The organism is Shewanella sp. 0m-8, from assembly GCF_052977265.1.
The window spans coordinates 30,008-48,811 of the sequence record NZ_JBRIMB010000026.1 but is presented as its reverse complement, the minus strand read 5'-3'; the positions used below and the strand labels follow the sequence as shown (position 1 = coordinate 48,811).

Here is an 18,804-nt window from a genome sequence, read left to right as displayed (position 1 = left end):
TACCTAAACAAACTGTATTTATACTCTCTTAAAAATGAGCATAGTTAATATAGCTGATGCTTAAGTAAAAATTAACCTGTTTGCATGAAAATATTAGCGTAAGTTTAAATAAAAGTTGAGCGTTTAAAGGGTTATGTTTGAGCTGTAAGATAGAGCCGCGAAACTCGCGGCTCTGTCATCTATTTACACAGTTTTAAGCCAACGCTTTAAGCGATGCTTAGAACTTGTAAGTAGCACTTACATAATGTGCGAAACCAGTAGACTTAAAGCCTTCTGTATCGTTAATTAGGTAAACATCGTTATACGCTTTTAGGCCGTAACCTAATGCGTAATTATCAGTGTGCCAGTAAATACCGTTAAACATAACACCACCGCTAGTAGTGTTGTTAGTAGCACCATTAAAGTTCTCATCAGCACCGAATTGGTAATCTAAGTAACCTTGGTAAGAAATGAATGAACCGTTGTCAAAGTTAACGATAGGCTTGAACCAGTTCATAGAGAATTGGTAACCGTTCCAATCTTTAGCTTGGATTTCATAGTACTTGTATAGGTTCATGCTGACTTTGCCAAGCCAAGGCACCATAACGTCAGCACCGATACCAATTGAAGCGTTATTCACATCACCAGCACCAGGAGCATAAAGGTTTGCGTCACCGCCACCCCAGTTGAATAGCGTAGAAATGTACACTTCTTGAATAGGACCAGCAGAAAGATCCCAACCTGTCATTCCATCGATAGAGAAGCGAGGAGCAAACTTCATGAACATTTTAGGCTTACCAGCTTTATCGCTGTCAGGACGCTCTGAAGGGTTGAAAACATCGACATAACCGTATAGGTCAACGATACCAGCGCGACCACCAAATTCCATCTCTAGGTAATCGTGGCTGCCTTCGCCAGGAAGCTCATCAAATGCATACATGTAGTTGAACTGCATCCAGCTGTAATCGCCAGAACGAAGATCTGTACGGTCAGCAGCGAATGTAGGTGCAGACATAGTTGCCGCGATAGCAGTAGCTGCTAGTGCGAAAGTTTTAACGTTTTTCATCATCAACCCCATTTATTTTATGGTTTGCTGCGCTTCTTTAGTGAAGAGTCAGCGTTTCTTTTTTATGGCGCGCATTCTACTTTATTTACGTCAAACATCAACATGATTAATGTAAAAATGCGAACACTAAGTTTTAACATTCGAACAACTTTGTGATTTTAAGGTCGAATATGCTGCCTAATCACTATTATTGTCTTATTTAAGTCGAAATAACCCCTAACCCTAGTTATTGATCATTTCAAAGAACACTTAGTTTGGAAAACGATTGATTTAATATAGCGCTAGCCAAAAGGTGGATAGCGCTTAGACTGGGCAATGAATGCCCAGCCTAATAGAGGCTTACAACGCTAAGAATAAACCAGCGAGTGTTGCGCTCATTAAGTTAGCTAGAGAACCTGCGATAACCGCACGGATACCAAGCTTAGCTAGGTCATGACGACGAGTCGGAGCCATAGAACCTAGACCACCAAGTAGAATCGCAATTGAAGATAGGTTAGCGAAACCACATAGAGCGAAAGAGATAATCGCTTTAGTACGGTCAGACATTGCTACACCAGTCTCAGCAACAACCATACCGCCATCAGCAAGATCTTTTAGGTATGGAGCAAAGTTTAGGTAAGCAACAAATTCGTTAATGACAATCTTCTGACCGATGAAAGAACCAGCAACAAGTGCTTCGTTCCAAGGTACACCGATAAGGAATGCTAGAGGCATGAAGATATAACCTAGAATTAATTCTAGTGTTAAGCCTTCCATACCGAACCATCCACCGATGCCACCGATAATACCGTTAACCATAGCAATCAAGCCAACGAATGCTAAAAGCATTGCACCAACGTTAAGTGCTAAATGCATACCAGATGAAGCACCTGCAGCCGCAGCGTCAAGAACGTTAGCTGGCTTATCAGGATCTTCTGGTAAGTCGCTCATGTCGTTCTTTGCTTCTTCAGTTTCTGGGTGCATCAGCTTAGCCATTAATAGACCAGCAGGTGCTGCCATGAACGAAGCCGCAACTAGATACTCAATAGGTACACCCATCTGCGCGTAACCAGCCATTACTGAACCCGCAATAGATGCAAGACCACCCACCATTACGGCGAATAGTTCAGAGTTAGTCATAGTCGCGATAAACGGACGAACAACAAGTGGAGCTTCAGTTTGACCAACGAAGATGTTAGCAGTCGCAGACATAGACTCTGTACGACTTGTGCCCAATGCTTTTTGTAGCGCACCACCGATAATACGGATGATCCACTGCATAACGCCTAAGTAGTAAAGAACTGCGATTAAAGAAGAGAAGAAAACGATGATTGGTAGTACGTTAATGGCAAAAATAAAGCCAACTTTAAAGTTAGCTAAATCACCAAATAAGAAACCAATACCGCTTTGAGCGTATCCAATAACACTAGATACTGCATCTGACATTCCTTGCAAAATGTCTTTACCAACTGGAACGTACAAAACAAAACCACCGAAAGCGGCTTGAATTGCTAACGCACCAAAAACGGTACGCTTGTTAACTGCTTTTCTATTGTTTGATAACCCGAAAGCTATCGCTAGTAAGGTGACCACCCCTACTAAACTCATTAAAATATCCATTAACCATCACCCTATTGTTAATACTTTTTAATTATGTTGTTAACCAACCTTTTTTTACGACCCCGATTATACCCGACCACGTCGGTAAAAGCGTCGTATTGATCAAGTTTTTGAGGTTTTATTTCAATGATTTCGTTGGAATTTCCGGTGCGCGGAACATCTGTTTGAACAGAAAAAAATTAAAGGTCAAAGAGTTGCGTGACATTGAAAAACATCTGTTCGGAAATAAGAACGGCTGATTTATTTTGTAAATTTGCTATTTTTTTGATTATTTCAGGCAAAATTAGCGGGGTATTACGATTCGTTTGACTGCGTTTAGGGGCCATAGCAGGTGAATCGGTTTCTAAAACGAATGATTCTAGCGGTAACTTTGCTACTGTTTGTTGCAGCTTAGGTGCATTATCATTGAGCAACAACCCCCCAATGCCTAGCTTGTAACCTAAATTAACATATTGCATTGCTAGTTCGGGGCCACCATAGAAACCATGAATGACGCCCGTTTTCACTAAGCTCTCGCTTCTAAGGCACTTAATCACTTCTCCATGTGCTCTTACCGCATGCATAATGAGAGGCAACTCAAATTCTTTTGCTAAGCTGATTTGAGCTTTAAACACCATCATTTGTGTTGCGAAATTACTTTTATGTAACTTATCTAGGCCACATTCACCGATTGCAACTAATTTAGGGTCATCTCTATAGTAAGTAAGTAAAGCACGTAACTTTTGAATGTCATTATCTGTTGTACTTTCGCAATACCAAGGATGGATCCCTAAACTAAAAAAACAGTTATATTGCTTAGCCACTTCGATTTGCCGTCCCCATCGCTCAGGAGAGACACCAGGGATAACAACCGTCTTAATACCTGCAGCTTGCATATCATCAAATAGCGAGCCCCTATCGCAATCAAACTCTGGAAAGTCGATATGGGCATGACTATCAATAATAGTCTGTACGTAAACACCCGCATTAGTCATCACTTGAGCTCGCTTACGTTATCTGCTGACTGCTGATAAACGCCATGAAGCTGTTGCTTATCATGTTCAGTTTTAGACTCTGACTGCACTGTGGATAATTGAACTGGAGTTAACTGCGCTGGGGGTAATGGTACTTGTTTTAAAGGTTTCCCATTGACCACTACTTTTGCTTCTACTTTAGCTGAACCGCAACTTTTTGAGACCGGCTTTGTTGTTCGCGGAAGCTCAGGTTCTGATAGCAGTGGTGCACAACAACGGCGATTTTCAAGCGTTAAGCCCATCCGATCACACCATTGAATGTATTTATGCCATAACCGTCTTATATATCGCATACACCCTCCTCAAAACGCTGATAGAGTCAATCACAAGCTGATAACTATTACATAATTAGTATACATAGCATAAGAGCCACTGAGCTTAAAAACAAAACCCCAAGCTAGGCTTGGGGTTAAAAATAACAGCTTAATATAAAAAGCGCGTATGACTGTTAGTTTTCGCGTGTCTTAGCGAACTCAATATCAGGATAACGTTCCATCGACAGATTAAGATTAACCATAGTCGGTGCAATGTAAGTCAAGTTATCACCACCATCCAACGCTAAGTTCATGCTGCACTTACGTTTGAATTCATCAAGCTTCTTGTGATCATCACAATAGACCCAACGAGCGGTAGCCACACTGATAGCCTCGTAAATAGCTTCTACTTTATACTCAGTCTTTAAACGACCGACAACAACTTCGAACTGAAGCACACCCACGGCGCCTACGATCAAGTCATTACTGTCCAGTGGTCTAAATACCTGTACGGCGCCCTCTTCTGAAAGCTGGACCAGTCCTTTAAGCAATTGCTTTTGCTTCAGAGGGTCACGTAAACGTATGCGTCTAAACATTTCTGGTGCAAAGTTTGGTACACCAGTAAAGCGAAGCTTCTCACCTTGGGTAAAAGTATCACCAATTCGAATCGTACCATGGTTATGTAAGCCGATAATATCACCAGGATATGCAGCCTCAGCACGGTTACGATCGCCGGCCATAAAGGTCAACGCGTCGCTCACGTTTACGTCTTTACCTAGACGTACGTGATGCATCTTCATGCCCTGCTCATAACGACCTGAACAAATTCGCATAAAGGCCACACGGTCACGATGCTTAGGATCCATGTTTGCCTGGATCTTAAACACGAAACCACTGAACTTTTCTTCATCAGGCAGCACGTCGCGCACTTCTGTTTCGCGGGGCTGAGGTGTTGGAGCCCACTCAACGATACCGTCAAGAATATGGTCAACACCGAAGTTGCCTAACGCTGTACCGAAGTAAACAGGTGTCAATTCGCCTTTTAAGAATAGTTCGTGGTCAAATTCATGTGAAGCGCCAACAACCAATTCCATCTCATCGCGAATTTCAGCGGCATAGCTACCAATCGCTTCATCAAGCTCTGGGTTATCCAAACCTTTAATGATACGAGAATCTTGAATGGTATGACCCATACCACCTTTGTACAAGATCACTTCATCGCGCAATAGGTGATAAACACCTTTGAACTCTTTACCTGCACCGATTGGCCAAGTGATAGGGGCACACTTAATGTTCAGCACCTCTTCCACTTCATCCATCAATTCGATTGGATCGCGAATATCACGGTCAAGTTTGTTCATGAAGGTCACAATAGGCGTATCACGTAGGCGTGTAACTTCCATTAGCTTAATAGTACGTTGCTCTACACCTTTAGCAGAGTCAATCACCATCAGACATGAGTCAACCGCCGTTAATGTACGGTAGGTATCTTCAGAGAAGTCTTCGTGACCAGGCGTATCTAGCAGGTTCACCAGCGCATCGTGATAAGGAAACTGCATTACAGAAGTCGTAATTGAGATCCCGCGATCTTTTTCCATCTCCATCCAGTCAGACTTAGCGTGCTGACCTGATTTCTTGCCCTTTACGGTACCCGCTTTTTGTAACGCGTTGCCGAATAAAAGAACCTTTTCAGTAATGGTGGTTTTACCCGCATCTGGGTGAGAGATGATGGCGAAAGTGCGACGTTTGTCGACCTCAACTTTATTGCCTGACATGTTTACCTGTAATTCTGGGAGTTCACAAAGGCCGCAATTATAGCCGTTCACCTATATTTTGGCTACCAAACTAGAGCGTAAAATCAGTATGGGGAGGATTTGTAAATGACGGCCTATAAAAAAGCCTCCATCAGGAGGCTTATTTATAGGCAGCCCGCGCTAATTTGCCGCAGGCTGCAATATTTGGTTTATTCTGGCAAGCTCGAGTCGAGCGTACCTATGCTCAACAAAATCATAGATATTAGTGGCTAATGCTAATCTGAAATAGTTCGCAGCTTCGACGTTTTCGCCACGTTTTTGCGCTATTTTCGCCATATAAAAATACGCTTCACAAAGGCGCTCAGCGTATTCATTCGGGTGTTTTAATCCCTCTTTTGCCAGGCTAAAGATCTGCTCTTTACTCTTTTGCCCTAAATAATAATCCACCAAGGCAGTTGACCAAGCATTAGCTTGCAGCTTAGTGCGATTATTCGCTAATTGCGTTTGAGCAGCCAGTTCATCCACTTCACGTTCGGCTAAGTATAACCACAACACTCGATAACCATCTGATGGATCACGAGCATAAAAGTCGTTCATATCAGAGACAGCAAGTTCCATCCTTTCGCCATAATAAAGTGAAATCCCTCTATTAAGGTAAGCATAGTCATAACCTGGTGACAGCTCTAAAACAGCATCAAATGCTTCATAAGCGCTTTCAAATTCACTTTCTTGAGTGTAATAAATACCAAGGAAGTTATAGGCATCTGCGAGATTAGGTTGAAGTTTTAGCGCTTGATGAAAATCAATGCGGCTTAGTATACGCAGGCCCACGCGGTCATAGATAACACCACGGTCATAATGAAATCGTGCGCGTTGTTCAGGCGTTAGCTCAACAGAAGCCAAAATCTCATTCAATTTTGCTAAGGTGATTTCTAATTTATAATCAGGAGAAACCGGCGCGACTTTAATCGAAGCTTGTTGTTCGCTTTCGGAAGTTGATACACATCCTGTTAGCAGCATACTCACGCTTGCCATAGCCACGACCACGGCAGTTCGCATCTTTTGATTCATCCATTTAACCTTTTGAGTTCACCAATAGCTCCAATCATAGCAACCCCTATTCACTACTGCTATCAAGGATTTGAAAATATTCCAATTAGTGTTGCTTATTTCATCAAGATATTTTTTACAGGCACAAAAAAGGAGGCCATAGGCCTCCTTTTATTTAAAGTGCTAGTGCTTACTCAGCAGCTGGCGCTTCAGCTTTAGGTGCAGCTTCTTTCATAGAAAGACGTACACGGCCTTGGCGGTCAACTTCCATCACTTTAACTTTAACGTCTTGACCTACTTCTAGGTAGTCTGACACATTCGCAACACGCTCTTCAGCGATTTGTGAAATATGAACTAGACCATCTTTACCAGGAAGAATCGTTACGAAAGCACCGAAGTCTACGATACGAACAACTTTACCGTTGTAAACTGTACCCACTTCAACTTCTGCAGTGATCTCTTCAATACGACGGATAGCTTCTTTAGTCGCATCACCGTTTGAAGAAGCAATTTTCACTGTACCATCGTCATCAAGTTCGATTGTAGTACCGGTTTCTTCAGTAAGTGCACGAATTGTCGCACCACCTTTACCAATAACATCACGAATTTTCTCTGGATTGATCTTGATTGTTGTAATACGTGGAGCATGCTCAGAAATATCACCACGGTGACCTGAGATAGCTTGGTCCATTACGTTTAGGATATGAACACGTGCGCCGTATGCTTGCTGTAGAGCAATCTGCATGATCTCTTTAGTGATACCTTCGATCTTGATATCCATCTGCAGCGCAGTAATACCGTCGCGAGTACCAGCAACTTTAAAGTCCATGTCACCTAAGTGATCTTCATCGCCTAGGATGTCAGAAAGAACAACGAAATCGTCGCCTTCTTTAACTAGACCCATTGCGATACCCGCAACAGAAGTCTTGATTGGAACACCTGCATCCATAAGAGCAAGAGACGTACCACAAACTGAAGCCATAGAGCTTGAACCGTTAGATTCAGTGATTTCAGATACAACGCGAACGCTGTATGGGAACTCTTCAGCTGTTGGCATAACAGCGTTAATACCACGCCATGCTAGCTTACCGTGACCAATTTCACGACGCTTTGGAGAACCAACCATGCCTGTTTCACCAACAGAGTATGGAGGGAAGTTGTAGTGAAGCATAAAGCGGTTAGTGTACTCGCCCATGATGCTATCAATCTTCTGTGCATCACGTTCTGTACCAAGAGTACAAGTTACTAGCGCTTGAGTTTCACCACGAGTGAATAGTGAGCTACCGTGAGTACGTGGAAGAACACCAGCCATCACGTTAAGTGCACGAACCATATCTGGTTCACGACCATCGATACGTGGGTTACCCGCGATAATACGGCTACGAACCACTTTCTTCTCTAGGCTAGCTAGAAGACCGTCGATTTCACGTGTATTAGCATCTGGATTTTCAGCCAACAATGCTTCTTTAGTTGCTGTTTTAACAACACCTACTTGAGCGTAACGATCTTGCTTAACTTCAATCTGGTAAGCTTCAGTTAAACCTGCTTCAGCCAAACCTTTGATCTTAGCAACAAGCTCTTGGTCTTGAACTGGTGCAGCCCATTCCCATACAGGCTTGTTCACTTCAGCTTGTAGCTCTTTGATAGCTTTGATAACAACTTGCTGCTGGTCGTGACCATAAACAACCGCACCTAACATGACTTCTTCAGGCAATGCGCTTGCTTCAGACTCAACCATCAATACTGCACTTTCAGTACCGGCAACAGATAGCTCAAGCTGGCTGTCAACTAACTGAGATACAGTTGGGTTTAAGATGTATTCGCCGTTTACATAACCAACACGAGCTGAACCTAGTGGACCGTTAAATGGAATACCAGAGATAGACAGTGCTGCAGAAGTACCAATCATAGAGATAACTTCTGGGCTGATTTCTGGATCAACTGAAACAACAGTAATGATAACCTGAACTTCGTTTTTAAAGCCGTTCGGGAATAGTGGGCGGATTGGACGGTCAATTAGACGTGCAGTCAGCGTTTCACCTTCAGATGGACGACCTTCACGCTTAAAGAATCCACCAGGGATCTTACCGGCTGCGTATGTTTTTTCCTGGTAATTAACGGTTAGCGGGAAAAAGTCACGGCCTGGCTCTTCAAACTTCTTGCCAACAACAGTTACTAAAACTGTTGTATCACCCATACTTGCCAAAACAGCTGCATCTGCTTGACGCGCGATAACCCCAGTCTCTAATGTGACTGTGTGCTGACCATATTCAAAACTCTTTACGATTGGATTCACGTGAACCATTCCTTAATATTTAATTACCTTAATTACGCGCGTAAGTATACTGCAAGTTTATTCAATAGATAAAGAGAATAGATTGATGACAAAGCGGAATCTTTTCTCTAAAGTGGTTTCATTCGGTAAAAAACATGTACAACGTAAACATAAAGCAATCAACACTACAAAAATAAGTCATTGATATAAAGGACAAGAGTTGATGGAGCAGCGCTTTAAATCCCTCACGTGGAAACAGACTATTTTGGTCGTATCTGCAACGCTATTTTTTGCCGTTGCCATCTTTCTTATTGAGATTTCTCTGCTCGTTATTAACGCCCGCCATGAGTTAACCGATACCCAGCGCGAACTACTGGATTCCGTCGAACAACCTGCAACAAATGCAGTCTGGGCGTTAGATGATGTACTTGCCGTGCAAACAATACAAGGGATCTTAAAAGTTGAGCATGTAAGCTCTGCAATAATGGATTTAGAAGACGGTAGTCGGTTCGTGTTAGTCAGTAACGGTCCCGGAGCGGCTAATGCTGAAGTGTATAGCGAAATTAGCGCTGCGCTTTTTGGTGATTTCAAACAGCTATCCCGCTCGCTGTATCGACCATTTTATGTTGACAGTAATGGTAACGAAGAACTGATTGGTACCTTAACGGTCTTTTATGACACCCAAGAGCTCACCAGTTCATTAATATCAACTTTGCGCTTCAGCCTTTGGGCTACCTTAGCGAGAGCATTTTTGCTCACACTGGTATTGTCGGTATTATTTCACCGATTTTTAACCCAACCTATTGCTCGCATCAGTGAGTCTATCGACAACATAGACCCGGAGTCTCCTGCGAGAAACCTACTACCCATAGACAGTGCTCACTGTAATGATGAACTCGGGCTCGTCACCTCTAAGCTAAATCAAATTTTGGTTCAATTTGATAATACTCAAAATAAATTACGCAAAATGGCAACCCGAGATCCCTTAACGGGCTTGCCGAACCGCACTTTGCTTTTAGAAACCATCGCGGTAACCATTGGGCGAGCAAAAAAACAGCAATGTCAATTCGTACTGCTATTTATTGACTTAGACCGATTCAAAAATGTAAATGACTCCTTAGGCCATGAGATTGGCGATCAGTTTTTGATCCGTGTAGCCCGTACCTTAGAGCTTGCTGTTGGCCAAATGGGCACTGTTGCTAGATTAGGGGGCGATGAGTTTGTGGTACTCGCGGATGGTTTAGAGTCACCAAGCCAAGCGGCTGAATTTGTCGATAAGCTGCTAATACAACTGAATAACCCTATGCAACTCAATGAGCATACTGTGCACCCGGCGGCCTCGGTAGGTATCGCCATCTACCCAGACGATGGCCTGCGGGCAGAAGATCTAATTCGCCATGCAGATATCGCCATGTACAGTGCAAAAGCTGCAGGGTCGAACCAGTGGTCTTTCTTTAAATCCCAAATGACCGAAAGAGCAGCCGTTCGCTTAAGAACCGAAGCATCCTTACATGACGCACTAAAAAACAATGAATTCTTACTCCATTTTCAGCCTAAACTCGATATAAAAACCGGAGAGGTTATTGGCTGTGAAGCACTGATCCGCTGGCAAAAAGATGGACGTTTAATCAGTCCAATATCTTTCATTCCTGTGGCTGAAGAGACTGGTATCATTATACCTATCGGGCGCTGGGTAATTGAGCAAACCTGTAAGACGATTAGAGATTGGCAAATGCGTTATAATTTCTCACTACCTATTGCAATTAATGTCGCTCCTCAGCAGTTTCTAGACGCCAGTATTGTGCCCGATATTAAGCAAGCGACACTACGCTATCAAATCGCTCCAGAGCTGTTAGAGATTGAGATAACTGAGACCTCTCTAATGAGTGATATCGAGTCGTCCATTATCAAACTTAGAGAGCTAAAGAGTGCGGGGTTTGGGATTGCGGTTGATGATTTTGGTACCGGGTATTCTTCGTTGTCGTACCTTCGTCGCCTGCCCATTACCACCATGAAAATTGATCGTTGTTTTGTGTCCGACCTACCAGAGGAAAGTGCTATCGCGTCAACCATCTTGATGCTCGGTAAGCAGCTTGACTTAAACATTGTGGCTGAGGGAATTGAAAGTGAGCAACAACTAGCCTGGTTGCAGGAGCGTGGCTGCCAAATAGGCCAAGGGTTTTACTTTAGTAAGCCTTTGCCAATAGAAGAGTTTGAAGAAAAATACATTGCAACCAATCGAACTTCACTTATCAGCTAAAACGTTCAGGATTAAAACCAACAGGTATATCTTCAGCTAAAGCACCCTGCATACCAACAGCTATAAACTGGCGAATGGCGGCTTATAGCCGAAAGTCAGGCACAAAAAAAGGAGGCTTGGCCTCCTTTTAATAGATCAGACGTTAAAATTAACGACGTAGACCTAACTTCTTGATTAGCTCTTGGTAGCGAACGTTTTCAGTACGCTTAAGGTATGCAAGAAGCTTACGACGAGTGCTAACCATACGTAGTAGACCACGACGTGAATGGTGATCGTGGATGTGCTCTTTGAAGTGACCTTGTAGGTGGTTGATCTGCGCAGTTAGCAGAGCAACTTGAACTTCAGAAGAACCAGTATCATTTTCACAACGACCAAATTCAGCTAGGATTTGAGCTTTAGCTTCAACACTTAGTGACATTTCTATCTCCAAAATATTACATTAAAAAATCTTTAGCCGATCACTAACTCAGCCAAAGGGGCGCGCCATTCTACCCATTTAGACTTTGGGTAGCAAGATTAATCTAGGAATAAGTCCTCAATTAATCTTGTTGCTCTCTTAGTACGATAAGTCTCTTAGGGGCAAGCTGTCCATCATCGTTCATTTGTCCGATACCAACAAACTGACGAGATTCGCCGATAGTGATACGAACTAACTCATCAACCGGTAAGTTGGCCACCTGTACAGGGTTACCGTTCATCAAGTAAGTAGCAAGTTCGTCAGAGACGTTTATCTCTTTGAAACCACTTACCGCGGTATCCATAGGTAACAAGAGTGGATCGAGCACTTCAGACAGTGATAAAGACTCATCTTCAGCTTTCGTCACAAGTTCTTCAAGCTGTTTAAGCGACACCATCTTATCGTATGGGTAACCGGCAACTTGTGTGCGACGTAGCATGATAACGTGAGCACCACAGCCTAGCATCTCGCCCAAATCGTCAGTGATTGTACGGATGTAAGTGCCTTTAGAGCAATGGATATCCAAGGTCAACTCATCACCTTCAAGGCTGATAAAATTTAACTCAAACACATTGATAGGGCGTGCTTCACGGGGGACTTCAATTCCCTCGCGAGCGTACTTATACAAAGGCTGACCTTGGTACTTGAGCGCCGAGAACATAGACGGGACTTGCATCGTCTCACCGCGAAAATAATCCAGTGCTGTATCAAGCTGTTCTTGAGTGAAGTTAACTTCTCTTGTTTGAACAACTTCACCATCAGAGTCGCTGGTATCGGTACGTTGCCCAAGCTTTGCAGTCACTAAGTAACGTTTATCCGCATCAAGTAGGTGCTGCGAAAACTTCGTCGCTTCACCTAAGCAAATAGGTAACATGCCCGTTGCTAGCGGATCAAGAGCACCGGTATGGCCAGCCTTATTTGCATTAAAAAAGCGTTTCACTCTTTGTAATGCAAAGTTAGAACTCATACCAGTATCTTTATCTAACAGTACAATACCGTCGATAAAACGACCGCGAGAACGACGTGCCATTACTTATCGCCCTCTTCCTTTGTATCATCTTTCGCAGCATCAGGTTCAATACCGTGTTGCTTCTGCTTTGCTTCGTCATTGCTGATAACGCGGCTAACTAAGTTAGACATGCGCATACCTTCAACAAGCGAGCTGTCGTAGATAAAGCGAAGTTCAGGCATAACGCGTAACTTCATACGGCCGGCAACCAATGAACGGATGTAGCCTGCAGCTGCATCTAACGCTTCAACTTTCTCTTGAACAAGCTTTTCGTCTTCTTCAAAGAAAGTGACATAGACTTTTGCATAGCTTAAATCGCGAGAAACATCGACATCATTAACCGTCACAAACCCGATTCGTGGGTCTTTCATATCACGTTGTAGCACTTGTGCTAGCTCTTGTTGAAGCTGCTGTGCAATACGACGTGTACGACTAAATTCTTTTGCCATAATATATTTGCCATAAATATTAAGGGCGGCTAACGCCGCCCTTATAAGTAACTAGTTGAATTACAAGGTACGTGCAATTTCTACCGTTTCGAAGACTTCAATCTGATCGCCAACTCTGACGTCATTATAGTTCTTCACACCGATACCACATTCCATACCGTTACGAACATCGCTAACATCGTCTTTAAAGCGACGAAGTGATTCAAGCTCACCTTCGTAGATAACAATGTTGTCACGAAGAACGCGGATTGGAGCGCTACGCTTAATAGTACCTTCGGTCACCATACAACCGGCGATCGCGCCAATCTTAGGAGACTTAAATACATCACGAACTTCAGCAAGACCAATGATCTCTTGCTTAAATTCAGGAGCAAGCAGGCCACTCATTGCGTCTCTAACTTCATCAATCAATTGATAGATGATGCTGTAATAACGTAGGTCAACACTTTCGCTATCAACAACTTTACGCGCCTGTGCATCAGCACGAACGTTAAAGCCGACCATAATTGCATTAGATGCTGCAGCAAGAGTTGCATCAGTTTCAGTTAATCCACCCACACCACGTGCGATGATGTTAACTTTAACTTCGCCAGTTGAAAGCGCATTTAATGAATCACAAATAGCTTCAAGTGAACCTTGAACATCAGCCTTAAGCACGATATTCAACTCTTCGACTTCGCCTTCAGTCATGTTAGCAAACATGTTTTCAAGCTTAGACTTCTGCTGGCGAGCCAACTTAACATCACGGAACTTGCCTTGACGATATAGTGCAACTTCACGTGCTTTACGCTCATCACGTACTACCGTCGCTTCATCACCAGCCGATGGCACACCTGAAAGACCTAAGATCTCTACAGGAATAGATGGGCCAGCTTCAGTAATTGCTTTACCATTCTCATCTCTCATCGCACGGACTTTACCGTACTCAAGACCACATAGAACGATATCGCCCTGCTTCAATGTACCTTCTTGTACAAGAACTGTTGCAACTGGACCACGGCCTTTATCAAGCTTAGATTCAACAACAACACCAGCAGCCATACCTTCACGAACAGCTTTAAGTTCAAGTACTTCAGCTTCTAGAAGAATACCTTCTAATAGCTCATCGATACCATCGCCAGTCTTAGCAGAAACATTAACAAACATGTTGTTTCCGCCCCAATCTTCAGACATAACGCCATGCTGTGAAAGCTCAGACTTAACACGATCAGGATCTGCTTCAGGCTTATCCATCTTGTTAACTGCAACGATTAGCGGAACGCCACCGGCTTTAGCATGTTGAATCGCTTCGATTGTTTGAGGCATAACACCGTCATCAGCCGCAACCACTAGGATTACGATATCGGTAGCCTTAGCACCACGAGCACGCATAGCGGTAAACGCAGCGTGACCAGGAGTATCTAAGAAAGTGATCATGCCATTTTCAGTTTCAACGTGGTACGCACCGATGTGCTGAGTAATACCACCTGCTTCGCCTGAAGCAACTTTCGCGCGGCGAATGTAATCAAGTAGCGATGTCTTACCATGGTCAACGTGACCCATGATAGTGACTACTGGAGCACGAGATTCAGCTAATATATCGCCGTTACGATCAGCAAGTACTTGGTGCTCTAGTTCGTTTTCACGAGTAAGCACAACTTTATGACCCATTTCTTCAGCAACTAACTGCGCAGTTTCTTGATCTAGGACTTGGTTAATTGTAACCATAGAGCCCATCTTCATCATCTGCTTGATAATTTCAGTAGCTTTGATTGACATCTTAGAAGCCAATTCAGAAACTGAAACCGTTTCACCGATGCTGACATCAGCTTTAACCACTGCAGCAGGCTTAGTGAACGCGTGATCCATTGACTCTGGCGCAACGCTACGATTGTTGCTACGTGAATTACGTGAGTTACGGTTATCACGACGATTGTCTTTACCGCGCTTACCTTTACCTGTTGGCTTACCCGCACCAGCGTTAGCATTCGCGTTAGGGTTATTACCCGCATTAGCAGAAGGCTTGCGTGGACGACGACCGCGCTTTTCAGCGTTCGCATCAGCTGTATCTTCAGCAGCACGTGCCTCAGTAGAGGTCGTCACGTGGTGATCAACTGACTTTTCAGCTTCTTTACGGGCTTTTTCTTCTTCAGCCCAACGCTTTTCGTTTTCTTCCGCTAAACGACGAGCAACTTCTGCAGCTGCTGCAACTTCTTCATCAGCTTTTGCTTTCGCAACTGCGTCTTGAGCGGCTAACAATTTTGCTTCTTCTGCTTTAGCTGCTTTATCTTCAGCACTTTCTTGAACTGGTTTTTCTGTTAACACTTTTGCTTTCGCCTTAGCTTCGGCATCAGCCTTAGCTTTTGCCTTTGCTTCTGCATCCGCTTTAGCTTTTGCTTCCGCGGCAGCCTTAGCTTCTTCAGCAACTTTAGCTTCTTCTGCTTTAGCCGCAGCAGCTAGTTCTGCTTCTGCCGCTTCGTCACGTTTTACGAACGTACGCTTTTTACGCACTTCGACTTTAACGTCTTTAGACTGTCCGCCACTACCAGCAACACTAAGTGTTGAAACTGATTTGCGTTGTAATGTCATTTTAGTTGGGGCTGCATCGCCACCATGTTGCTTCTTAAGGAAATCAAGCAACTGCTGTTTTTCAGTTTCAGAAACCGTATCACTCGCCGACTTCTTAATACCAGCCTGAGAAAACTGCTCGACTAAACGATCAGTGCTTTTCCCAACTTCCTGGGCTAGCTTGTCTACTGTAGTATCTGCCATATATTAAAACTCCCCTCTGCTGATCGACTTATGCTTCTTCGCCAAACCAACAGATATTACGGGCAGCCATAATTAGCTCGCCTGCTTTTTCTTCTGTTAATTCTTCAATTTCGATCAAATCATCAATGCCTTGTTCGGCCAAATCTTCAAGCGTAATTACGCCTTTGCTTGCCATTACGAATGCCAAGTGTCTATCTAGACCTTCTAGAGCAAGAAGATCTTCACTTGGTTCAGCACCATCAAGTGCTTCTTCAGTCGCAAGTGCACGAGTAGAGATCGCCGCTTTTGCGCGTTCTCTTAATGACTCAACGGTATCTTCGTCGAATCCATCAATTTCTAATAGCTCTGATTCTGGAACGTAAGCAATCTCTTCTAAAGAAGTGAAACCTTCGTCAGATAGTAGTTGTGCAAAATCTTCATCCACATCTAATGCTTGAATGAATAGATTGACTACTTTTGCGCTTTCAGCTTGATGCTTAGCTTTCATGTCAGCAACAGTCATCACGTTAAGTTCCCAGCCTGATAGCTGAGTAGCTAAACGGATGTTCTGACCGTTACGACCGATTGCTTGTGCTAAGCTGTCAGCTTCAACTGCGATATCCATTGAGTGGTTATCTTCATCAACGATGATAGAAGCCACATCCGCTGGTGCCATACAGTTAATAACGTATTGCGCTGGATTATCGTCCCAAAGCACGATATCTACACGCTCACCACCAAGCTCGTTTGAAACAGCTTGAACACGTGCACCACGCATACCAACACACGCACCTATTGGGTCGATACGGCGGTCGTTAGACTTAACGGCGATCTTAGCGCGAGAACCTGGATCACGAGCAGCGCCCATGATTTCGATCATCTCGTCTGCAATCTCAGGTACTTCAACACGGAATAGCTCAATAAGCATGTCAGGTTTAGTACGCGTTAAGAACAGTTGTGCACCGCGAGCTTCCGGACGTACAGAGTAAAGCAATGCACGAACACGATCACCAGGACGGAAAGATTCACGTGAAATCAAATCTTCTTTAAACAGCACACCGTCAGCGTTATTACCAAGATCAACCACTACACTCTCGCGGTTACTCTTCTTAACAACACCTACAATCAACTCGCCTTCACGATCACGGAACTGATCAACGATTTGAGCACGCTCAGCTTCACGTACTTTTTGTACGATAACTTGCTTAGCGGTTTGAGTGGTAATACGGTCAAATGCAACTGACTCGATTTCATCTTCGATGTAACCGCCCAGCTCAATTTCTGGATCGTCATACTTTGCAGCTTCAAGTGTGATCTCACGGAACGGGTTTTCTAATGGAACGCCCGCATCTTCAACTACCATCCAACGACGGAAAGTTTCATAAGCACCTGTCTTACGGTCGATTGCAACACGAACTTCAATGTCACCTTCGTATTTTTTCTTGGTTGCTGTGGCTAGTGCAATTTCCAGCGCTTCAAAAATCTTTTCGCGCGGTACACCTTTCTCGTTTGAAACCGCCTCAGCGACTAGCAGAATCTCTTTATTCATTGTCTTGCCTCGTTCACCTTGAATTCATCAAAACTTAGCGATTAAGTTGCCTTTACGGATATTATCCAAAGCAACAATAAGTTCGTTCCCATCTACCGACAGATTAAGCATTTGCCCATCAACGCCAGTAACGGTGCCTTTTAAATTACGACTGCCTGCTACAGGCATCGTTAATTGTACTTTTACAGTCTCACCGATGTAGGCCTTATACTGCTCAGCGGTGAACAGCGGTCTATCTACACCAGGAGAAGAAACTTCTAGCGTGTATTCAGATGTGATTGGATCTTCAACATCCAGCACAGCACTTACTTGGCGGCTTGCTTCGGCGCAATCCTCGATGAAGATGCCCTTTTCGTTGTCTATATATAAACGCAAGATAGAATGCTTGCCTGCTTGAATATATTCCAGACCCCAAAGTTTGTGGCCTAATGCTTCAACTGGTGCGTTGAGCATTTCTACCAGTTTGCGTTCTAATGTAGCCAAGGTTACCCCCAGAAAAACAAAAAAGGGCCTAATAGCCCCAGTACACGTCACCTTGAGTGACCGTTTTATAAGTTCCAGATAACAAAAAACCCCGTAATGACGAGGTTGATATATCCAGAACCTGTAACAGTATAGAAATAAATTTCTTTACTGGGAAGCTGGTTGCGGGGGCCGGATTTGAACCGACGACCTTCGGGTTATGAGCCCGACGAGCTACCAAACTGCTCCACCCCGCGACAACTTGTGCAAGTATATTGAGAATCCTCTCCACTTGCAATAATAAAGGGCGTTTAAACCACTTTATTATCTTCGACTCCGTCGTTAACGAACTCAAAGATTTGGTGCGGATGGGGGGACTTGAACCCCCACGAGCTTTCGCTCACCAGCCCCTCAAGCTGGCGTGTCTACCAATTCCACCACATCCGCATAAATCGTTACATCTGACTGTTATCATTGTTTGCTACATTGAGAGGGCGTAGCAATCTAACAGTCGGTACCAATCAATCTAAGATTGATACCATTCATAAACATTCTTATGAATTAGTCAGGGATTTTATCTTCTGACTTTTCAGCTTCTTGCTGAACTTGCTCAACAACTTGCGCTGCGTTGCTTCCTAAATCGTCCCATGCACCTTCAGCTTTAGTGTGATTTGCACTTAAGTTACCAATGGTAAGACTTAGAGCAAAAAACGCGACTGCTAAAATTGCAGTTGAACGAGTCAAAAAGTTACCAGAACCAGATGAACCGAACAGAGTACCTGAAGCACCGGCGCCAAAAGAAGCACCCATGTCAGCACCTTTACCTTGCTGGATAAGGATAAGTCCTACTAGACCAATCGCAACCAACAAGTAAACAACCATTAGAACTTCATACATA

The 18,804-nt window shown here is 43.7% G+C and carries 15 protein-coding genes and 2 tRNA genes; 1 reads left to right on the top strand and 16 read right to left on the bottom strand.

The window, feature by feature from the left end; all coding sequences use genetic code 11:
* Nucleotides 1-217 precede the first annotated feature (217 nt).
* The 7 genes from ACVBIO_RS13250 to pnp form a co-directional block, all read right to left on the bottom strand.
* Entirely contained in the window at nucleotides 218-1,045 is an 828-nt protein-coding gene (locus ACVBIO_RS13250; RefSeq protein WP_447172789.1) for a nucleoside-specific channel-forming Tsx family protein, read from the bottom strand.
* A 339-nt stretch (nucleotides 1,046-1,384) separates the two neighbouring features.
* Nucleotides 1,385-2,644, bottom strand: coding sequence for a NupC/NupG family nucleoside CNT transporter (locus ACVBIO_RS13245; protein ID WP_447160108.1), 1,260 nt, complete (start codon nucleotides 2,642-2,644; stop codon nucleotides 1,385-1,387).
* Between the two features lie 179 nt (nucleotides 2,645-2,823).
* Nucleotides 2,824-3,618, bottom strand: coding sequence for a TatD family hydrolase (locus ACVBIO_RS13240; RefSeq protein WP_447172792.1), 795 nt, complete (start codon nucleotides 3,616-3,618; stop codon nucleotides 2,824-2,826).
* The gene (locus ACVBIO_RS13235) at nucleotides 3,618-3,950 is read right to left on the bottom strand and encodes a hypothetical protein (RefSeq protein WP_447172788.1); all 333 of its coding nucleotides are present in this window, start codon (nucleotides 3,948-3,950) and stop codon (nucleotides 3,618-3,620) included. The genes ACVBIO_RS13240 and ACVBIO_RS13235 overlap by 1 nt, the downstream gene beginning before the upstream one ends.
* Before the next feature lie 155 nt (nucleotides 3,951-4,105).
* Entirely contained in the window at nucleotides 4,106-5,686 is a 1,581-nt protein-coding gene (gene prfC, locus ACVBIO_RS13230; protein WP_447160111.1) for a peptide chain release factor 3, read from the bottom strand.
* A 159-nt stretch (nucleotides 5,687-5,845) separates the two neighbouring features.
* Nucleotides 5,846-6,736 (bottom strand): lipoprotein NlpI, encoded by an 891-nt coding sequence (gene nlpI, locus ACVBIO_RS13225; protein ID WP_447160112.1) that lies wholly within the window; start codon nucleotides 6,734-6,736, stop codon nucleotides 5,846-5,848.
* A 169-nt stretch (nucleotides 6,737-6,905) separates the two neighbouring features.
* Entirely contained in the window at nucleotides 6,906-9,011 is a 2,106-nt protein-coding gene (pnp, locus tag ACVBIO_RS13220) for a polyribonucleotide nucleotidyltransferase (protein ID WP_447160113.1), read from the bottom strand.
* 202 nt (nucleotides 9,012-9,213) lie between these two features.
* Between pnp and ACVBIO_RS13215 the strand changes: the two genes are divergently transcribed.
* Nucleotides 9,214-11,250 (top strand): putative bifunctional diguanylate cyclase/phosphodiesterase, encoded by a 2,037-nt coding sequence (locus ACVBIO_RS13215; protein WP_447172787.1) that lies wholly within the window; start codon nucleotides 9,214-9,216, stop codon nucleotides 11,248-11,250.
* A gap of 148 nt (nucleotides 11,251-11,398) precedes the next feature.
* Here ACVBIO_RS13215 and rpsO read toward each other — a convergent pair whose 3' ends face one another.
* From rpsO to secG, 9 genes are all read right to left on the bottom strand, one after another.
* The gene (gene rpsO / locus ACVBIO_RS13210; protein ID WP_012156278.1) at nucleotides 11,399-11,668 is read right to left on the bottom strand and encodes a 30S ribosomal protein S15; all 270 of its coding nucleotides are present in this window, start codon (nucleotides 11,666-11,668) and stop codon (nucleotides 11,399-11,401) included.
* A gap of 121 nt (nucleotides 11,669-11,789) precedes the next feature.
* The gene (truB, locus tag ACVBIO_RS13205) at nucleotides 11,790-12,737 is read right to left on the bottom strand and encodes a tRNA pseudouridine(55) synthase TruB (protein ID WP_447163337.1); all 948 of its coding nucleotides are present in this window, start codon (nucleotides 12,735-12,737) and stop codon (nucleotides 11,790-11,792) included.
* Nucleotides 12,737-13,165 carry a 30S ribosome-binding factor RbfA gene (rbfA, locus tag ACVBIO_RS13200; RefSeq protein WP_447160116.1) on the bottom strand — a complete coding sequence of 143 codons (429 nt, stop codon included), beginning with the start codon at nucleotides 13,163-13,165 and terminating at the stop codon, nucleotides 12,737-12,739. The genes truB and rbfA overlap by 1 nt, the downstream gene beginning before the upstream one ends.
* A 60-nt stretch (nucleotides 13,166-13,225) precedes the next feature.
* A complete protein-coding gene (gene infB, locus ACVBIO_RS13195) occupies nucleotides 13,226-15,916 on the bottom strand; it encodes a translation initiation factor IF-2 (RefSeq protein WP_447163336.1) in 2,691 nt (896 codons plus the stop codon).
* A gap of 28 nt (nucleotides 15,917-15,944) precedes the next feature.
* Nucleotides 15,945-17,444 carry a transcription termination factor NusA gene (gene nusA / locus ACVBIO_RS13190; protein WP_447160118.1) on the bottom strand — a complete coding sequence of 500 codons (1,500 nt, stop codon included), beginning with the start codon at nucleotides 17,442-17,444 and terminating at the stop codon, nucleotides 15,945-15,947.
* 27 nt (nucleotides 17,445-17,471) lie between these two features.
* Entirely contained in the window at nucleotides 17,472-17,927 is a 456-nt protein-coding gene (gene rimP, locus ACVBIO_RS13185) for a ribosome maturation factor RimP (RefSeq protein ID WP_447160119.1), read from the bottom strand.
* Between the two features lie 159 nt (nucleotides 17,928-18,086).
* Nucleotides 18,087-18,163 (bottom strand) — tRNA-Met (locus ACVBIO_RS13180).
* A 103-nt stretch (nucleotides 18,164-18,266) separates the two neighbouring features.
* Nucleotides 18,267-18,353 (bottom strand) — tRNA-Leu (locus ACVBIO_RS13175).
* 114 nt (nucleotides 18,354-18,467) lie between these two features.
* Nucleotides 18,468-18,803, bottom strand: a complete 336-nt coding sequence (secG, locus tag ACVBIO_RS13170) for a preprotein translocase subunit SecG (RefSeq protein WP_447160120.1) — start codon at nucleotides 18,801-18,803, stop codon at nucleotides 18,468-18,470.
* Nucleotide 18,804 lies beyond the last annotated feature (1 nt).